The sequence below is a fragment of the Pseudomonas sp. MDT2-39-1 genome (genome assembly GCF_054898085.1).
This window is the reverse complement of the sequence record NZ_CM142716.1, coordinates 103,217-122,033: the sequence shown is the minus strand read 5'-3', so window position 1 is coordinate 122,033 and position 18,817 is coordinate 103,217. Positions and strand designations below refer to the sequence as shown.

Genomic DNA, 18,817 nt, shown 5'->3' with positions numbered 1-18,817 from the left:
CTGCGGACTCCAATACCTTGCAACAACAGGATTGAGTACTGGATCAGGAGATTAAAGAACGTGAGTAACAGCAAGAGGCACATCATCGGTTTGGCACTGGCTCTGTTATCCACAAGTGCCGCCGCAGAATTGCCTCACAGCTCGATTTTGAGCCGCTATGGCATGACGCCAGATCAACTGCCGGCACCTGCATCGCCGGAAACCGTTGAACCCCTGGAAGAGAAAAGCCGTTTCCAGCTCCAGCCGGAAGAACCCTTTTTGACTTTGCGTTCGGGGGAAAAGCAACCGGAGATCACTGGCAACATCAGCATCGATCACGCGATGCAGCAGGATTACGAGCGCTGTAAGAAGATTCATGAAGAACTGAGGTTGCGGGGAGGGAAGTTCATCTCCTGCGATAACACTACGCCGTGGATGCCGTAGATTTCCGGTGTTTGTGAGGGCCTCTTCGCGAGCAAGCCCGCTCCCACAGGGATTTTGTAAACGCTGAAAATCCCCCTGTGGGAGCGGGCTTGCTCGCGAAGAACGATGACGCGGTCCTCAGTCTTCCTCGCGAACCGTGGCCACGTCGTTGGCATTGACCTTCACTTTCGCGCCAGAAATATCCTCAAACTCGTAAAACCCGTCCTTGGTCTTGGTTTTCGGCATGTCCTTGGTCAAATACTGGGTGCCGTTCTGCAGGGTCACGACCGTTGGCGTCGAGCAACCGGCCAGGGCCAGGAAGGCCGCCGCTGCCAAGGGCAAACCCAGAGTCTTGATATTCATACCCACCTCTCAAAAATGCTAAAAAAAGCCGCTATGCCGGTTGGTGCCATGGATCGGCAGAAAGTTCGATGGCCACGCGAAAATAGCCAAATAGCGTCGCCGCTTATCCTTTTCCGTTTGCACCGGATGCGCCGTAGCTGGTATCTGTACGCATAACCAGTACTCGCTGCCATGGCCCTTTTTTCCTGTGACTGTAAATCCTCTCGACGACCCGTTCTACTACTTGAACAACTTCATGCAAGTACTTGATTGGCTTGAGCATCGCTATGCCGATGTGCTGAGCGTCGAGGAACAAGCCTTCATCCGCGATTTCAGTCAGCAACCCCGTGAGTCCCGGGCACTGCTGGTCAGGATGGTGATGCGCAAGGGTTTGCATTTCAGGGCCGGTAAATTGAGTTACGTCGAGATCGGGGACATCGCCAGCGCCGCCGAGCCGTTGCGGGCGGCAGGCTGGATCTCTGATCAGTCGCCGCTGCAGATCGAGGAACTGTTCGACGTTCTGCTCAAGGCCGAGATTCTTCACTGCTTCGGTGCTGCCATCGAGCAACCGAAAGGCAAGAAGACCGAATGGCTGGCGTCCCTCAGAGAGCAATTTTGCGAGGCACAAAGCTTCGCGCAATGGTGCCCGCAACTGAGCGACCGGCTGTTCACGCTGACCATCAAGGAGCTGTGTGACCGCTTGCGTCTTATGTTCTTCGGCAACCTTTACCAGGACTGGTCGGAGTTCGTGCTGGCCGATCTTGGCATCTTCACCTATGAGAAAGTCGAATTCTGCGCCGAGTCCCGGGGCTTGCGCTGCCGCGAAGACGTGGAGGCCTGCCTGTTCCTGCACCACTGCCAGCAGCGTTTCGAGGCCGGCGAGGCGGTGGCGACCATCGTCGAACAGATCAACGGGCTGGTACTCGACAACCCGTGGCTGCAACGACGTCGGGGCAAGTTGTTGTTCCAGATCGGTCAGCACTGCGAACGCATGGCGGATTTCTCCACGGCGCTGACTATTTATCGCGATTGCGCCTACCCCGGCGCACGCGTGCGCCTTATTCGTGTGCTGGAGCGCTGCGGTGAATATCAGTTAGCCCTGCATCTGGCCACGCACGCGGAGCAATCGCCGGAAAGTGCCACCGAGCATCAGCATGTGCTGCGTGTGTTGCCCAGACTGCGGCGCAAGCTGGGCGGCCCGGCGATGAAGCGGCCATCCCCTCGGGAAATGCTGCGACTGGACCTTCAATTGCCCAGGACCGATCTGGCGTTGTCGGTTGAGTTTTACGTCCAGGCGCATCTGGCGGAGGATTCGGCGCCCGTGCATTACGTCGAGAACAGCCTGATCAACTCGCTGTTCGGGCTGCTGTGCTGGCCGGCGATCTTTGCACCGTTGCCGGGGGCATTTTTCCACCCATTCCAGCGCGGACCGGTGGACCTGCTCAATGAAGATTTTCATGCACGTCGGGCGGATGTGTTTCAGGCTTGTCTGGCCGAACTCGATGACGGTCGCTATATCCAGACCATCCGCGAACGTTATCTCGCCAAGTGGGGCGTGCAGTCACCCTTCGTGTTCTGGGGCGCGCTGAGCGAAGAACTGCTGGACCAGGCCCTCGATTGCCTGCCGGCCGAACACCTCAAGCACTGGTTCAATCGCCTGCTGCTGGATATCAAGGCCAACCGTGCCGGCATGCCGGACCTGATCCAGTTCTGGCCGCAGCACAAGACCTACCGCATGATCGAAGTCAAAGGCCCCGGCGATCGCCTGCAAGACAACCAATTGCGTTGGCTGGAGTTCTGTCACGAACATCAGATGCCGATCGCCGTCTGCTATGTGCAATGGGCGGAGCAGAGCGCTTGAGCTACAGCATTGCGGTGCGGGCGCTGTGTGAATTCACCGCCAAGGTCGGCGACCTCGACCTGCGATTTACCCCGTCGCCGACCGCCCTGGAGGGCATCGTCGGGCACCGCACCGTTGCCTCGCGTCGATGTGAGGGTTATCAAAGCGAAGTCGCCCTCGAAGGCCTGTACAAAACCTTGAAGGTCAAGGGCAGGGCGGACGGCTATGACCCGGCGCAAAACTGCCTGGAAGAAGTCAAAACCTATCGCGGCGACCTGAGCAAGCAACCGGCCAACCACCGACAACTGCACTGGGCGCAGGCGAAGGTCTACGGCTGGCTGATGTGCCAGAAGCTGGAGGTGGCACAAATCAATCTGGCGCTGGTCTACTTCGATATCGTCAGCGAAAAGGAAACCTGCCTGGTCGAGGCCTTCAGCGCCGGCGAGCTGGAGCAGTTCTTCGAGCATCATTGCGGGCTGTTCCTGCAGTGGGCCGAGCAGGAAATGGTTCATCGCGAAGGCCGTAATCGCGCGGCGCAGCAATTGGCGTTTCCCCATGCCGACTTCCGTCCAGGGCAACGGCACTTGGCGGAGTCGGTGTTCAAAGCGGTCAGCACCGGTCGTTGCCTGATGGCCCAGGCGCCGACCGGCATTGGCAAGACCATTGGCACGCTGTTTCCGATGCTCAAGGCCCTGGCGTCGCAGCAATTGGACAAGGTGTTCTTTCTCACGGCGAAAACGCCGGGGCGCAAACTGGCACTGGACGCCGCGCAAGTGATCCTTGAAAGCGCCAATGCGCCGCCGCTGCGGGTGTTGGAGATGATCGCCCGGGACAAGGCCTGCGAGCACCCGGACAAAGCCTGTCACGGCGAATCGTGCCCGTTGCCCCAGGGTTTTTATGATCGTTTGCCGGCCGCCCGTCAGGCCGCCAGTGAGCTGAGCCTGCTTAACCAGAACGCTTTGCGCGAGGTGGCATTGGCGCATGAGGTTTGCCCTTATTACCTGAGCCAGGAAATGGCCCGTTGGGCAGACGTGGTGGTCGCCGACTACAACTACTATTTCGATTTCAGTGCGCTGCTGTTCGGGTTGGCTCAGGCTAATAACTGGAGGGTCGCGGTGTTGGTGGATGAGGCGCATAACCTCGTGGAGCGCGGGCGGCAAATGTACAGCGCCACGCTCGACCAATCGACCCTCAACGGGGTGCGAAAAACCGCCCCGGACGCGCTGAAAAAACCGTTGCAGCGGGTCAATCGAGAGTGGAATGCCCTGCACAATCTGCAACTCGCCGCGTATCAGGCTTATGACAAGGCCCCGGAAAAACTCCTCCAGGCCCTGTCTTCGTGCAGCGCGAGCATCGGCGATTATCTCAACGATCATCCCCAGGGCCTGGACAGCGCCTTGCAGAGTTTTTACTTCGACATGCTGCAGTTTTGTCGCGTGGCCGAGCTCTTCGACGAGCAGTTCCTGTTCGACATCAGCAAGCGCGACCTCGAACGCAAACAGAACCTGTCGCAACTGTGTCTGCGCAACGTAGTGCCGGCCGGTTTCATCCGCCCGCGCCTGATCGCTGCGCGCAGCACGGTGCTGTTTTCTGCGACGCTGAGCCCTCGGCATTACTACGCGGATCTGCTGGGTACGCCGTCGAACACGGTGTGCATTGATGTCGAATCACCGTTCCATGCCGACCAGTTGAAAGTGCACATCGTCAGCCAGATATCGACCCGATTCGTTCACCGCCAAGCGTCCCTCGAACCAATTGTCGAACTGATCGCCCGGCAATTCAGCCAACGCCCCGGCAACTACCTGGCGTTTTTCAGCAGCTTCGATTATTTGCAGCAAGTGTCACAGTTACTGGCCGAACGACACCCGCAGATCAACCTGTGGTCGCAGTCCCGGGGAATGGACGAGGGGCAGCGACAGGCCTTTCTCGATCAGTTCACCGCGCACAGCCAAGGCGTTGGTTTTGCGGTACTGGGCGGAGCGTTCGGTGAAGGCATCGACTTGCCCGGCGCCCGCCTGATCGGTGCGTTCATTGCCACCTTGGGGCTGGCGCAACTCAATCCGGTCAACGAGCAGTTGAAGCATCGAATGGCGGCGATTTTCGGCGCCGGTTATGACTACACCTATCTTTATCCAGGCGTGCAGAAAGTGGTGCAGGCGGCAGGAAGGGTGATCCGCACTCAGCAGGATCAAGGGGTGGTGATGTTGATTGATGACCGGTTTGGCGACAGCAAAGTCAAACAATTGCTGCCGCGCTGGTGGTCGGTTGAGCAGACGCATTTTCACTCAGTTACGTAGGATCTTTTACTTTTTAAAACAGTGACATACCTTGAAAAACACGCTCATTTGAACAACTGGCGAAACACCGCTTTATTAAAAGGACAGGCAGTCACTTTCTGCCAGTTCTTTGATAAGGAAATCAAGGCATGTCCCCCGCACCGAATTACGCTTACACCCCTGAGCAGGTCACTGCAGCGTTCAATGAAATCAAAACCACGCTGTTCCGTGGTATCGCGGCCGAGGTAACGCCCAAGATTCTGGTGGTTGCCGGGCTGCAAGGGTCGGGCAAAACCTTTTTGCTGGAAAACAAACTCCTGCCGACCCGGCGCTACGACAAATATGTTCGTCTCTACCTGCCCGAATACCGACAAAAACACCCCCAATACGCGGAGATGATCAAACTCGGCGTCCTGCATGCGTATGAACATACGGAAGCCTTCGTCCGAGAAGTCAGCGCCAAAATCTTCACCGAAGCCTTTACCCTCAAATACAACATCATTATGGAGTGTGCGTTCGACAGCCTCGATTTCGCTGCGTTTCCACCGCTGGCGACAGCGGCCTGTTATCAATTCGAGACGCATATTGTCGGCTGCACGCTAGAGTTTGCTCACGTATCCAGCATCAAAAGAGCCTTCAAAAGCCTGGAAAATTGCGAACTCGAGAGGTTTGTCCCGTTATCGGCGCTGGAGGCCGGCATGAGTAATGTGCAAGCGATCATCCTGGCCTTCGAAACCGCCTCGAAAGCCGTCAATGGTTCGCAAATCACGGTGTATGAACGTGGATTCGGCGCGCTGAAAGAGCGAGTCTCCCGTGCTCATATCTCCTACACCACAACCGCTGACGTGACGCCATCAACGGCGCCGACGGTATACAGCGCCTATGGCAGCATCATCAATAATCAGGTCGACACCCTGAATGATCGTGATGAGGTGGTAAAAGAATGCCACTTGGCGTTATTCAAAACTCAAACGTACGCCCAGGTTGTCCCTGACTTTGTCTACAACGATCTGTACGCCTACATCGTCAAATACGTGAACCGCTAAGCAGGCGTACCCATTCGGCGGCGAAGCGATGACAGTCTCCCGGCCAGCGAGCGGTCAGCAACTGGCCATCGCGGACGACGAAACCTCGTTGTGGCTGTTCCGCCGAATCACGTACCGCCAGGGCGGGACCTCGCAGGAAATCCATCGGGCTGGACAGGGCGGCGGTGACTTCCGCTTCGACGGTTTGAGGATAGGTTCGGTAGTAGCGCCCGAGCCAGGCGGCGGTAGTTACCCAGGCTGGCAGCTCCATGGTGTTGGCCACCAGTGCGGTGACCTTGCGACCTTGCAATACCGAAAGCCCGAAATCGGGGTCGAGCGTGCCGATGCCGGCCTGGCGCATGGCTTGCCATGGAACGCTGCTCTCAGTGGGATCGTAGTCAGAGGTGGGCAACAGAATCAGGATCATGGGCGCCTTGAATCGGCCAGAAATGGCGATTGGCGTCGAGAATAGGTGGTCTGAGCGTTATGCTCCAGTGCACGACCGTTTTCTGGCTTTCCAAACCGACGGTTTGTCGCATACTCCATAAAAACAACAATCACAGGTGTGATCGATGAGTGATAACAAGTCCAAAACCTACTCCATCGAGGAAATGCGTTTTCGCCTGCTGATTGATGCCGTGGTGGACTATGCGATCTACATGATTGATCCCGACGGCATCATTACCAGTTGGAACTCCGGCGCCAGGCGTTTCAAGGGGTACGAGGAGGCGGAGATTCTCGGTGAGCATTTTTCACGCTTCTATACCGAAGAGGATCGCCGCGCCGGTAAGCCCCAGTGTGCGTTGGATACGGCGATTCGCGAGGGTCGTTTCGAGGGTGAAGGCTGGCGGGTTCGCAAGGACGGTACGCACTTCTGGTGCCATGTGGTGATCGATCCGATTATCGATCCGTCGGGCAAGTTGCTGGGTTTTGCCAAGATCACCCGGGACCTTACCGACCGCAAAATGGCCGAAGAAACCCTCAAGCAAAGCGAGCAGCAGTTTCGGTTGCTGGTTCAAAGCGTCACTGATTACGCCATCTACATGCTTGCCCCGGATGGACGCCTGACCAACTGGAATCTGGGGGCCCAGCGGATCAAGGGCTACCGTCCCGAAGAAGTCATTGGTCAGCATTTTTCGATCTTCTACACCCCCGAAGACCGCGAAGCCGGTGAACCGCAACGCGCGTTGGAAACGGCTATGCGCGAGGGGCGCTTTGAAAACAAGGCCTGGCGCGTGCGCAAGGACGGAACGCGGTTTTTTGCCCATGTCATGGTCGATCCGATCTGGGGCGAAACCGGCACGTTGTTGGGCTTCGCCAAGATTACCCGTGACATCACCGAGGCCACGCAAGCTCAGAAGGATCTGGAAAGAACTCGAGAGGCGCTGTTCCAGGCGCAGAAGATGCAGGCGATTGGACAACTCAGTGGCGGGATCGCCCACGACTTCAATAATCTGCTGACCGTCATCCTTGGCAACCTGGAAATCGTGCGCAAACGCGTGGGAGAGGATCCGAAAGTCACTCGATTGGTGGACAACGCCACCCAGGGTGCCTTGCGCGGTGTATCGCTGACCCAACGCATGCTAGCGTTCGCCAGGCGTCAGGAACTCAAGTCCGAATCCGTCGAGATACCCGCGCTGGTAGAGGGGATCACTGGACTCTTGCGCAGCTCCCTCGGACCTGCCGTGCAGCTCGAAACACGCTTTTTCCCTGACCTCGTACCGGTCATGGCTGATGTCAATCAACTCGAACTGGCGGTGTTGAACCTGGCCACCAACGCCCGGGATGCCATGCCCAACGGCGGTAAAATCGTCATCAGCGCCAGGACAGAAGACGTCCTCGACCAATCAATTTTGCTGCTGCCGGCTGGCCAATATGTCTGCCTGAGTGTCACCGATACAGGCGAGGGCATGGATGATCTCATCTTGGCTTCGGCGATGGACCCGTTTTTCACCACAAAAGGGGTCGGCAAAGGCACGGGGTTGGGGTTGTCGATGGTTCATGGCTTTATCGAGCAGTTGGGCGGGCGATTCATTCTCAAGAGCCAGAAGGACATCGGCACTGTCGCCGAACTGTGGATACCTGTCGCTACGGCTGCTTCGGTCGCCAAGCCCGCTGCAGCGGAAGTGGAAGCGCCGCCGGTGCCTCAGTTGTGCGTATTGGTTGTGGACGATGACACCCTGGTGTTGACCAGTACCGGCCTGTTGCTGGAGGACCTCGGCCACCGGGTGATCAGCGCGGTGTCCGGTGCACAAGCGCTTGAGCAGTTTGACGTCGAGCAGAATATTGACCTGGTCATCACCGATATGGCCATGCCACAAATGAACGGCGCGCAATTGGCGCAGGCCATCCGGACCTTGAAACCCGACCTGCCGATTGTCCTCGCCACAGGCTATGCCGAGCGCCTGGAAGGTTTCGCCACCAAGCTCCCGCGCTTGTCCAAACCCTTTACCCAACTCAATCTGGTGGAAGTCATTGCCTTGGCCATGAAGTGAGCGGCGTTTCGCTCAACCGTCCGCGTTCTTCTTGAAACCGCGCAGGTTCATGGCACACAGGCAAAACTGCAACACGATCAATGCATAGGCGTTGGTGTGATAACCCCAAATCACCCACAAAAGGTTGCTGACGATAAAGCAGCTGAAGCCCCATACCCTGCGCGAAGGTTTTTGCGAGCCGATCAGCCACGCCGCCAGCACTGTGATCAGCATCGCTGGCCATTGCACCCAATCGAGATGGTCCATGCGCAGTCCTTGAAATCTGCCTCTGTCTCTGGAGGACCACGGCGGTGGGGCGCCGTTCGAGGTTTTTTTCTCCGACCGGAAGCCATTGGAGGCGCATTAAATCCAGCTGAACTTTGCCCAGAAAGGTTTCGTCAGATGCTTTCCCAGTCCACGTGTGATGCTTGTGCCCAGAATACTGACCGAACACCCCGCCGAAGAAGCCATGACCGAACACAACGCCAAGATGTTCGGATCGCCCAAGGAGCGCCTGGATTTCTACCGTCGTGAAATCCAGTACGAAACCAGCATCCTCGCAAATCGAACAGATGCTTACCTGGCCGCGCAATCGTTTTTGGTGATTGCCTTCGCCTCCTGCATGTCCAACCTTAATCCCGAGTGGGGAAAACTCTTCACTCTGGTGGTGCCACCGTTCCTCGCGCTGCTTGGGTTGCTCAGTTCGCTGAACGCCTGGCCGGGTATTCGTGCGGCCTACGACATCATCGATCACTGGCACTTCAAACAGAGTGAGTTATTGCGCAGCGAGCCATGGATGGGGCTGGCGTACGATGAATCACCGCTGTTCAGTGAGATGGAATCGTCCCACAAGGGTTACCGTAAATCGCTGCTGTTTTCGGTGCGCACGCCGTGGATTTTCGCAACCTTCTGGGTATTGCTGGGCAGCTACGCGGTTTACATCCAGGTGACCAACCCGGGCGGCTGACACGCAAAAATAAAAAGCCAGGCACCAGGCATCTGCCGTAATGCTGTTCCCTTATCTTCAGGCGAACATCTGTGCCTAAGTGAACAGTGTTGCGGCATTTGCCGGGCTTTTTTACATCAGCCAACCGAATCAAGCCGCCATATTGGGTCTGCTCATTTCTTTCTTGTACTGCGCCTTAAGCGTTTCCATCTGCGCCCCCAACTCTTCCAGCGTGGCTTTGCCCAGCAGCTTTTTGGCTTGAGGGAACATTTCTGTTTCCTCTTCTTCGATGTGGTGTTCCAGCAGTTCCTTGACCACTTTCACTCGGCCGGCGAACTCCGGGGTGGAAGGGTCGGTGACTTTCAGGTCCGGCAGCACCAGCGAATCCACGGTGCGGTGCTCTTCCTTGGCTTCGTAATACATGACGTCCTGTTCCTTGCCTCCCGCCTTTTTGTACGCCGGGTACAAGACTTCCTCTTCGAGGCGAGTATGAATGGAGATTTCCATTTCAAGCTTGGCCAGCAGCTCAGTGCGCTTTTTAACACCACGCTCGGTGGACTCGCTCAACTGATTCAGGATGCCCTTTACGCGTTCATGGTCGGCTTTCAACAGGTCGATGGCGTTCATGGTTCGAATCTCTCAAATAGTCACGGGGATGGGCGCAAACGGTCTCATGGCCGTAGGTCGCTCATTAGACCTGGAGCATTTGTCGTGCCGACTACGGGGCTTTAGTCAGCACCTAAAAAAACAATGAGTTGAGATGGCTGATGGCGAATTGAGGTCGTGCAGGCTGCATGAGTCCGGAAGTTGATTCATGCAGTTCGCGGCGTGGTGTTTTTCCTTACTGAGGCGGGACACTCTATGAACTGTGAACTGTGAACTGTGAACTGTGAACTGTGAACTGTGAACTGTGAACTGTGAACTGTGAACTGCGACCTGTGGCGATGGGGTTTAGCGAAACGTTGCACCGCCCCGTTCGGCTGCGTAGCAGTCGTAAAATCACCGCGTGCCGTGTGCCGACTCATCGCGGTCGCAGGTTTTGGGGCCGCTTCGCGACCCAACGGGGGCAAGCCCCCTCGCCACAGGTTATGTGCCGCTTCTGAACCACTGGCATCAGGAGCAGCCATGTTTTCAGGCTCAAACCCGGTCTTCGAGCGGCTGGCGCAACCGGTGAGAGTTGTTCACGGACATCGGGATCGGCGGAAAGTCTTCGTTGAGCAATCGCACGTGCTCAATCGCTTCCTGGAATTTCAGATCAGCCTTCCTGCGCATCGCCTGATAGCGATCAAACAGTTCCAGGTCCATTTCGCCGGCCTCAAGCATTTCAAAGGCGCAGCGGCTCAGTGACTGGGCTTCTTCGAACATCTGGCGATTGGACTCCAGGGCGAACGCCCGGCAGGCTTTGATTTGATCGGGGGTTGAACAGTGAATCATGACCGGCACCTTAATTTTTCCGAGGTCCCTTTTAAACGGCGTCGTTGCCACAGTGGAACCGAACCTGTCGGGTCCCGCCGTGCAAGAAAACCAGGCGGAATTAAAGTTGTGACTACTTGGTTGCGCAGAGATTTCAAATTTTTAAAGGCAAAAATTCGTTTGATACGCCGATAAATGCTTAGGAAGAAAATCAAATAACCTGTTTCTTGCGCCGTTCATAGTAGGCGAGGGTGGGTTGCGTGCTGATTCCGTGGATCAGAATGCTTAACGCGACCACGGACAAGGTCAGGTCGGTACACAGCGTCGCCACCGACTGACCCAACCCGTGATTCAAGGCATAGAACAGGTAATAAAGGCTGCCGATGCCGCGTATGCCGAACCAGCCAATCAACATTCGCTGACGCCAATCGAGCAATCGACCCCACGGCAACACAGCGACACTCAAGGGGCGAATCAGGCAAAACAAAACCCCACCAACCAGAAGGGCGCGCCAGTCCCAGTGAGCGATCAGCACGACGCCGAGCAGGGTGACCAGAAACACTTCCATGGCCCGCTCCACGAGACTGCCGAAGGCGAGCATGTCACCCATCATGATGCCCGCAGCGACCTGGGTGTCTTCAAGGTTGTCGGTATCGCCATGCACTGCGTGCTGCGGTTCGACGTTCTGGTGTCCGACGACAGGTTGGACCAAATGCTCGGCCGGTAGTGCGTCATTGCCCGTGGAGCTGACCTCTTCCTGACGCAATCCGAGGCCGGCGGCGAACACCGACAGAAACCCGTAAGCGTGGATTGACTCGGCCCCGACGTACGCCAAGGCAATCAAGGCGAGGGCGAGGTAATCGTTCGGCGACAGCGTGCTGTCATCGTTCTTGATACGCAAAACCAACGTAAGACGCCCAATGCCGCGTCCCATCCAGTAACCCGTCAGTAAACCGGCCGGAACGGCCCAGAGCAGACTGCGCAGTACCCAGTCGCCAAACCAGCCGGGGTTGCCATCGTGTTGCAGCAGGAGCAGGCCAAGAATCACGAACGGAAACGCAATCCCGTCATTGAGCCCGGCTTCACCGGAAAGGCCAAACCGCACGCTGTCGTCATCCCGCGCGTCGTTGACCTGGACCAGGGCGGCGAGCACCGGGTCGGTAGGCGCCAGGATCGAGCCGATCAGCATTGACGCGCCCCACGACAATTGCAGCCCGTAATGCAGCAACAGGCAGATGCCGCCAATGGTCAGCAGCATGACCGGTCCGGCCAGGCCGAACGCGACCCGCCAGTTTTTATGCTTGAGCGGGGAGCGCAATTTCAGGCCACAGACAAATAAAGAAAAGAGCACCGCGACTTCCGTCAGGTGCTCCATCCAGATCGAAGCGTCAGCGATGTCCAGCTTCAACAGCCCGAGCCCGGCCGGTCCGATGCCGACACCCAGCACCAGGCACACCGCAGACGTGGTCACCGGCATCCAGCGCAGGTATGACGAGGTCAGCGCCAGCGTCAGCAGTACAGCACCCAACACGGCCACCCATAAAATGAAACTCATGCTCGGTTCTCGCTGGGGGTGGGCCGCGTTTGTGGGCCAGACATGACGACCTCCTCGAGCGGCCCGCGGTGGGGCGCTAAAGGTATTGAGCGGGGAAAATTGTCAGGGGTTCATTATTTCGTGGGTTCACCAGCTGCTACAAGGGCGATCACATCATCGGTTTGACGCCGTTTACAATACCCGAAACCACCCAAAACCCTTGTAGGAGCGAAGCTTGCTCGCGAAGGCAGTGTGTCAGTCATACATGTGTCAACTGGTACGCCGTCTTCGCGAGCAAGCTTCGCTCCTACAGGAATTTGTTGTGTTATCAGGCCTTGAGGGTGCGCAAGCTTCGTTCCATACGCGCCAGACCTTCTTCGAGCAACGCACGTGGGCAGCCGAAGTTCAGGCGCACGAATTGCCGGGCGTTGTCGCCGAAATCCAGGCCGGGGCTCAGTCCGACCTTGGCCTGTTCCAGGAAGAACTGCTGCGGATTGTCCAGCCCCAGGGCGGTGCAATCGAGCCACGCCAGATACGTGCCTTGCGGGATGTTGATCGTCACACCCGGCAAACGGCGGCGAACCGCTTCCACCAGGTAATCCCGATTACCTTGCAGATACGCCTTCAACCCGGCCAGCCACGGGCCGCCTTCGCTGTAGGCAACGCGAGTCGCTTCCATGCCCAGCGGATTGACGCTGTCGACCATGCCGCAACGGGCGTGGTTGACCTTCGCTCGCAAAGCCGAGTCCTGAATGATCATGAAGGAGGTTTTCAGGCCGGCAATGTTGTAAGCCTTGCTCGCCGACATCAGGGTGATGGTGCGCTTGGCGATCTGCGGGCTGAGGGATGCCGTGGGGATGTGCACGCGCCCGTCGAAGCACAGCTCGGCATGAATCTCGTCAGAGATGATCCAGGCGTTTTGTTCCAGGCAGATATCGGCCACTGCTTGCAGTTCTTCCCGTGGAAAGACTTTGCCCAACGGGTTATGCGGATTGCTCAGCAGCAGCGCACCGCCGCCGGTCAGTGCCTGGCTCAAGGTCGCGAGCGGCGTGTCGTACGTGCCGTCAGCCGACGCGTCAAATTCGAGTTCAACCTTGTTCAAACCCCAATGACCCGGCGCATGACGCAGCGGCGGGTAGTTCGGCACCTGAACCACAACGTTTTGTTGCGGCTCGACCAGCGCCTTCAGGGCCATGTTGAAACCTGACTCCACGCCCGGCAGGAAGATCAGTTCTTCAGGTAATACGCGCCAGGCGTATTTGTTCCAGAGGTCGGCCACGATGGCGGCGCGCAGATTTTCCTGAGGCACGCTGTAGCCGACCATCGGGTGTTCCAGGCGTTTGCGCAGGGCTTCAAGGATGACCGGCGGCGCGGCGAAGTCCATGTCGGCGACCCACATCGGCAACACGTCGGCCGGGTAGCGGCTCCACTTGGTACTGCCGGTGTCGTGGCGGTCGAACACCTGATCAAAATCGAAGGTCATGCTCAGTCTCATAAAGGCCGGTTGGATATGGCGCTCATGATAATCGCCCAGCCTTGTGGGAGCGAGACGGTAATGGTCCGAACAGCACAAATCCCTGTGGGAGTGAGCCTTTGTGGCGAGGGGATTTATCCCCGTTGGGCTGCAAAGCGGCCCCAAAATCGAAAACCGCGGTGTATCAGGTCTACCGCAAACAATGGTTTTGCGACTGCTTCGCAGCCGAACGGGGATAAATCCCCTCGCCACAAAGGCTCGCTCCCACAGGTTTTGTGTGGTGGCTGATATCCGGGTGTTGCCCGATGGTCGGTTTTCACGCAGTCACTTCTCCCATTGGCTAAAGTTTCAAAGGTCGGCAGCCACGCTGCCGCCACCGTGATCGTCCAGAAAAACCCGGCAAAAGTACCGGGTCTCCACCTGATCAGGAGTGCACGATGGACCTCAACCGTCGTCAGTTCTTCAAGGTCGCTGGTATCGGCCTTGCTGGCTCGAGCCTCGGCGCGCTGGGCATGCTCCCGGCGCCAGCCTTCGCCGAGCAGGTACGCCATTTCAAACTCGCCCACACCCATGAAACCCGCAACACCTGCCCGTACTGCTCGGTCGGCTGCGGATTGATCATGTACAGCCAGGGCGATACCGCCAAGAACGTCGCGCAAAGCATCATTCACATCGAAGGCGATGCCGACCACCCGGTCAACCGCGGCACCCTGTGCCCCAAAGGCGCCGGCCTGCTGGACTTCATTCACAGCCCCGGCCGCCTGCAATACCCGCAAGTGCGCAAGCCGGGCAGTACGGAGTGGACGCGTATCTCCTGGGATGAAGCGCTGGATCGCGTCGCCGACCTGATGAAGGCCGACCGCGACGCCAACTTCATCGAGAAGAATGACAAGGGCCAAACGGTGAACCGCTGGTTGACCACCGGTTTCCTCGCGGCTTCAGCGGCGTCCAACGAAGCGGGTTACATCACCCACAAGGTCATTCGCAGTCTCGGCATGCTGGGGTTTGATAACCAGGCGCGTGTCTGACACGGCCCGACGGTGGCAAGTCTTGCCCCGACGTACGGCCGTGGTGCCATGACCAATCACTGGACCGATATCGCCAACGCGAATCTGATCCTGGTGATGGGCGGCAACGCAGCAGAAGCGCACCCGTGCGGTTTCAAATGGGTGACCGAAGCCAAGGCGCACAACAAGGCGCGGCTGATCGTGGTCGATCCGCGTTTTACCCGGACCGCCTCGGTGGCCGATTATTACGCGCCGATTCGCACCGGCACCGATATCGCCTTCATGGGCGGGCTGATCAATTACCTGCTGACCGAAGACAAGATCCAGCACGAGTACGTACGCAACTACACCGACGTGTCGTTTATCGTCAAAGCCGGGTATGGCTTCGAGGATGGCATCTTCAGCGGTTACGACGCCGCCAAACGCACCTATACCGACAAATCCGGCTGGGGTTATGAGCTCGGCGAGGACGGCTTTGTCAAAACCGACTCGACCCTGCAGGACCCGCACTGCGTTTACCAACTGATGAAGCAGCATTACAGCCGCTACAACATCCAGTTGGCCAGCCAGATTTGCGGCATGCCGGTCGATGCCATGCAGAAGATCTGGGAAGAAATCGCCACGTGCTCGCAACCGGGCAAGACCATGACGATTCTTTATGCTCTGGGCTGGACACAGCACTCGATCGGCTCGCAGATCATCCGCAGCGCCGCGATGGTGCAATTGTTGTTGGGCAACGTCGGCATGCCGGGCGGGGGCGTCAATGCCTTGCGTGGGCACTCCAACATTCAGGGCCTGACCGATCTCGGCCTGCTGTCCAACTCGCTGCCGGGCTACCTGACCCTGCCGGGCGACGCCGAGCAGGATTACACCGCGTACATCACCAAGCGCACGCAAATGCCGTTGCGTCCGGGGCAGTTGTCTTATTGGCAGAACTACAGCAAATTCCACGTCAGCCTGATGAAAGCCTGGTACCGCGACAACGCCACGGTTGAGAACAATTGGGCTTACGACTATTTGCCGAAACTGGACATTCCCAACTACGACATCCTCAAAGTGTTCGACCTGATGGGTCAGGGCAAGGTCAACGGCTACCTGTGCCAGGGCTTCAACCCCATCGCGGCGCTGCCCGACAAAAACCGGGTGATGGCGGCGTTGGCCAAGTTGAAATGGCTGGTGGTGATGGACCCGCTGTCCACCGAAACCTCGGAGTTCTGGCGCAATGTCGGGCCGTACAACGATGTGGAAACCGCGGGTATCCAGACTGAAGTGATCCGCCTGCCTACCACCTGTTTCGCCGAGGAGGACGGCTCGCTGGTCAACAGCAGCCGCTGGCTGCAATGGCATTGGAAAGGCGCCGACGGACCGGGCGAAGCACGCACCGACGTGCAGATCATGAGCGAGCTGTTCCTGCGCCTGCGCCAGCGTTATCAAGCCAAGGGCGGCGCTTATCCCGACCCAATCCTCAAACTGTCGTGGCCGTACAAGATCGCCGACGAACCCACGCCGGAAGAACTGGCGCGGGAAATCAACGGTTATGCCACCGCTGACTTCACCGATGCCACCGGCGCGACGATCAAGAGCAACGCGCAACTGGCCGGTTTCGGTCAGCTCAAGGACGACGGCAGCACGGCTTCCGGTTGCTGGATTTTCTGCGGCAGCTGGACCGAGACCGGCAACCAGATGGCCCGGCGCGACAACAACGACCCTTATGGAATGCATCAACATCAAGGGTGGGCCTGGGCCTGGCCGGCCAACCGACGGATTCTCTACAACCGCGCTTCGGCCGACCCGCAAGGCAAACCGTGGGACGAGAAAAAGCGCCTGGTGTGGTGGAACGGCAAAGCCTGGGGCGGCACCGACGTGCCGGACTTCAAGGCCGACACGCCACCGGAAGCCGGGATGAATCCGTTCATCATGAACCCTGAAGGCGTGGCGCGGTTTTTCGCCGTCGACAAGATGAACGAGGGACCATTCCCCGAGCACTACGAGCCGTTCGAGACGCCGATCGGCATCAACCCGCTGCACCCGGAAAACAAGAAAGCTACCAGCAACCCGGCGGCGCGGATCTTCGATTCGGTGTGGGATTCCCTCGGCGTGGCCAAGGATTACCCTTACGCCGCTACGAGTTATCGGCTGACCGAGCATTTCCACTTCTGGAGCAAGCATTGCAAGCTCAACGCGATTACCCAACCCGAGCAATTCGTCGAGATCGGTGAAGTGCTGGCCAAGGAGAAAGGGATTGTGGCCGGCGACCGGGTCCGCGTCAGTTCCAAGCGCGGGCATATCGAAGCGGTGGCGGTGGTGACCAAGCGGATCCGTCCTTTGCAGGTCAACAATCAGGTGGTGCACCAGATCGGCATCCCGCTGCACTGGGGCTTTACCGGCCTCACGCGCCACGGTTACCTGACCAACACCCTGGTGCCGTTCCTCGGCGATGGCAACACACAGACCCCGGAATCCAAGTCATTCCTGGTCAACGTGGAGAAAGTCTAAATGGCCAGCCAAGACATCATCGCCCGTTCGGCCACCACGACAGTGCCGTCCTCGGTGCGCAATCAAGAGGAAGTGGCCAAGCTGATCGACACCACCAAGTGCATCGGCTGCAAGGCCTGCCAGGTCGCCTGCTCGGAATGGAACGAGTTGCGCGACGATGTCGGCCACAACCTCGGCACCTACGACAACCCTCAAGACCTCAGCGCAGAAACCTGGACCTTGATGCGCTTCACCGAGCATGAAACCGACGCCGGAAACCTTGAGTGGCTGATCCGCAAGGACGGCTGCATGCACTGCGCCGAGCCCGGTTGCCTGGCGGCGTGCCCGAGCCCAGGGGCGATCATCAAGCACGCCAACGGTATCGTCGATTTCGATCAGGACCATTGCATCGGCTGCGGTTATTGCATCACCGGGTGCCCGTTCAATATTCCGCGGATCTCGCAAAAGGATCACAAGGCCTACAAATGCACCTTGTGTTCGGACCGGGTGGCAGTGGGGCTGGAACCGGCCTGCGTGAAAACCTGCCCGACCGGCGCCATCGTGTTCGGCACCAAGGAAGACATGAAAGAACACGCCGCCGAACGCATCGTCGACCTGAAAAGCCGCGGCTTCGATCACGCCGGCCTGTACGACCCCGAAGGCGTGGGCGGCACCCACGTCATGTACGTGCTGCATCACGCGGACACGCCGACGCTCTACGCCGGTTTGCCGAGCAGCCCGACGATCAGCCCCTTGGTGGAATTGTGGAAGGGCGTGAGCAAACCCTTGGGATTGTGGGCCATGGGCCTGGCGGTGCTGGCCGGGTTCTTCCACTACGTGCGCGTCGGGCCGCAGTTGGTTGAAGAGGATGAACTGCCGCCGCTCAAGGACCCGGCGGTGCATGAAGTCGACCCGTCGGTGCACACCTTTGATCCGCGTGGGGAGGACAGACCATGATCCGCAGACAGATCCTGCGCTACACCTCGAACCAGCGCACCAACCATTGGCTGGTGGCGATCCTGTTTTTCATGGCGGCCCTGTCGGGCCTGGCCTTGTTCCATCCGGCGCTGTTCTGGCTCAGCAACCTGTTCGGCGGCGGACCGTGGACACGCATCCTGCACCCCTTTATGGGCGTGGTGATGTTTGTGCTGTTCCTCGGCCTGGTGATTCAGTTCTTTCGGGCAAACTTCTTTATCAGCAATGACCGGTTGTGGCTCCGGCGCATCGGGCGGGTCATGCGCAACAAGGAGGAGGGCGTGCCGCCGATTGGCAAGTACAACCCAGGACAGAAGTTACTGTTCTGGATCTTGCTGCTTTGCATGCTGGTGTTGCTGTTCAGTGGTTTGGTGATCTGGCGTGCGTACTTCAGCGAATACTTCGGCATTACCTCGATTCGCTGGGCGATGCTGCTGCATGCCTTGGCCGGTTTTGTGCTGGTGTTGAGCATCATCATCCACATCTACGCTGGCATCTGGATCAAAGGTTCGGTCAGCGCGATGGTGCATGGCGGGGTCAGCCGCGCCTGGGCGAGGAAGCACCATGAGCTCTGGTATCGGGAAGTGACCCGGGACGAAAACCCTGATCACCCAATCCGCAAAAAAGGATGACC

Annotated in this window: 16 protein-coding genes; 9 read left to right on the top strand and 7 right to left on the bottom strand. The window is 58.2% G+C overall.

Annotation, left to right across the window (positions count from 1 at the left end):
• The first annotated feature begins 60 nt into the window (after window positions 1–60).
• Window positions 61–423, top strand: coding sequence for a hypothetical protein (locus ACYZTM_RS00645; protein WP_131058556.1), 363 nt, complete (start codon window positions 61–63; stop codon window positions 421–423).
• Window positions 424–540: 117 nt separating this feature from the next.
• On the opposite strand, the gene ACYZTM_RS00640 is transcribed toward ACYZTM_RS00645, so the two are convergent.
• Window positions 541–765 carry a YgdI/YgdR family lipoprotein gene (locus ACYZTM_RS00640; protein WP_109631133.1) on the bottom strand — a complete coding sequence of 75 codons (225 nt, stop codon included), beginning with the start codon at window positions 763–765 and terminating at the stop codon, window positions 541–543.
• A gap of 235 nt (window positions 766–1,000) precedes the next feature.
• On the opposite strand from ACYZTM_RS00640, the gene ACYZTM_RS00635 reads away from it, so the two are divergent.
• From ACYZTM_RS00635 to ACYZTM_RS00625, 3 genes are all read left to right on the top strand, one after another.
• Window positions 1,001–2,605 (top strand): VRR-NUC domain-containing protein, encoded by a 1,605-nt coding sequence (locus ACYZTM_RS00635; RefSeq protein ID WP_461989266.1) that lies wholly within the window; start codon window positions 1,001–1,003, stop codon window positions 2,603–2,605.
• The gene (locus tag ACYZTM_RS00630) at window positions 2,602–4,881 is read left to right on the top strand and encodes an ATP-dependent DNA helicase (RefSeq protein WP_461986376.1); all 2,280 of its coding nucleotides are present in this window, start codon (window positions 2,602–2,604) and stop codon (window positions 4,879–4,881) included. Before ACYZTM_RS00635 ends, ACYZTM_RS00630 begins: the two co-directional genes overlap by 4 nt.
• Before the next feature lie 128 nt (window positions 4,882–5,009).
• A complete protein-coding gene (locus ACYZTM_RS00625) occupies window positions 5,010–5,906 on the top strand; it encodes a zeta toxin family protein (protein WP_461986374.1) in 897 nt (298 codons plus the stop codon).
• Here the strand turns inward: ACYZTM_RS00625 and ACYZTM_RS00620 are convergent.
• Window positions 5,887–6,297 (bottom strand): hypothetical protein, encoded by a 411-nt coding sequence (locus ACYZTM_RS00620; RefSeq protein WP_461986372.1) that lies wholly within the window; start codon window positions 6,295–6,297, stop codon window positions 5,887–5,889. The genes ACYZTM_RS00625 and ACYZTM_RS00620 overlap by 20 nt on opposite strands.
• A 160-nt stretch (window positions 6,298–6,457) precedes the next feature.
• On the opposite strand from ACYZTM_RS00620, the gene ACYZTM_RS00615 reads away from it, so the two are divergent.
• The gene (locus tag ACYZTM_RS00615) at window positions 6,458–8,380 is read left to right on the top strand and encodes a hybrid sensor histidine kinase/response regulator (RefSeq protein WP_461986370.1); all 1,923 of its coding nucleotides are present in this window, start codon (window positions 6,458–6,460) and stop codon (window positions 8,378–8,380) included.
• A gap of 12 nt (window positions 8,381–8,392) precedes the next feature.
• Here the strand turns inward: ACYZTM_RS00615 and ACYZTM_RS00610 are convergent, their stop codons facing one another.
• Window positions 8,393–8,626 (bottom strand): hypothetical protein, encoded by a 234-nt coding sequence (locus ACYZTM_RS00610; RefSeq protein WP_131058551.1) that lies wholly within the window; start codon window positions 8,624–8,626, stop codon window positions 8,393–8,395.
• A 163-nt stretch (window positions 8,627–8,789) separates the two neighbouring features.
• Here ACYZTM_RS00610 and ACYZTM_RS00605 point away from each other — a divergent pair, with 163 nt between their 5' ends.
• The gene (locus tag ACYZTM_RS00605) at window positions 8,790–9,326 is read left to right on the top strand and encodes a hypothetical protein (protein WP_131058550.1); all 537 of its coding nucleotides are present in this window, start codon (window positions 8,790–8,792) and stop codon (window positions 9,324–9,326) included.
• 129 nt (window positions 9,327–9,455) lie between these two features.
• On the opposite strand, the gene ACYZTM_RS00600 is transcribed toward ACYZTM_RS00605, so the two are convergent.
• From ACYZTM_RS00600 to ACYZTM_RS00585, 4 genes are all read right to left on the bottom strand, one after another.
• Complete coding sequence (locus ACYZTM_RS00600; RefSeq protein WP_461986367.1) at window positions 9,456–9,932, bottom strand: hemerythrin domain-containing protein; 477 nt, start codon at window positions 9,930–9,932, stop codon at window positions 9,456–9,458.
• A gap of 510 nt (window positions 9,933–10,442) precedes the next feature.
• Complete coding sequence (locus tag ACYZTM_RS00595; protein WP_131058548.1) at window positions 10,443–10,739, bottom strand: hypothetical protein; 297 nt, start codon at window positions 10,737–10,739, stop codon at window positions 10,443–10,445.
• A gap of 190 nt (window positions 10,740–10,929) precedes the next feature.
• Window positions 10,930–12,273, bottom strand: coding sequence for a cation:proton antiporter (locus ACYZTM_RS00590; protein ID WP_461986365.1), 1,344 nt, complete (start codon window positions 12,271–12,273; stop codon window positions 10,930–10,932).
• A 307-nt stretch (window positions 12,274–12,580) separates the two neighbouring features.
• Window positions 12,581–13,735, bottom strand: a complete 1,155-nt coding sequence (locus ACYZTM_RS00585) for a MalY/PatB family protein (RefSeq protein WP_461986363.1) — start codon at window positions 13,733–13,735, stop codon at window positions 12,581–12,583.
• Between the two features lie 428 nt (window positions 13,736–14,163).
• On the opposite strand from ACYZTM_RS00585, the gene fdnG reads away from it, so the two are divergent.
• The 3 genes from fdnG to ACYZTM_RS00570 are packed head-to-tail and all read left to right on the top strand — an operon-like array spanning window position 14,164 to window position 18,815.
• Window positions 14,164–17,229 (top strand): formate dehydrogenase-N subunit alpha, encoded by a 3,066-nt coding sequence (gene fdnG, locus ACYZTM_RS00580; RefSeq protein ID WP_461986361.1) that lies wholly within the window; start codon window positions 14,164–14,166, stop codon window positions 17,227–17,229.
• A complete protein-coding gene (gene fdxH / locus ACYZTM_RS00575; RefSeq protein ID WP_461986359.1) occupies window positions 17,230–18,165 on the top strand; it encodes a formate dehydrogenase subunit beta in 936 nt (311 codons plus the stop codon).
• Window positions 18,162–18,815 carry a formate dehydrogenase subunit gamma gene (locus tag ACYZTM_RS00570; RefSeq protein WP_461986357.1) on the top strand — a complete coding sequence of 218 codons (654 nt, stop codon included), beginning with the start codon at window positions 18,162–18,164 and terminating at the stop codon, window positions 18,813–18,815. Before fdxH ends, ACYZTM_RS00570 begins: the two co-directional genes overlap by 4 nt.
• Window positions 18,816–18,817 lie beyond the last annotated feature (2 nt).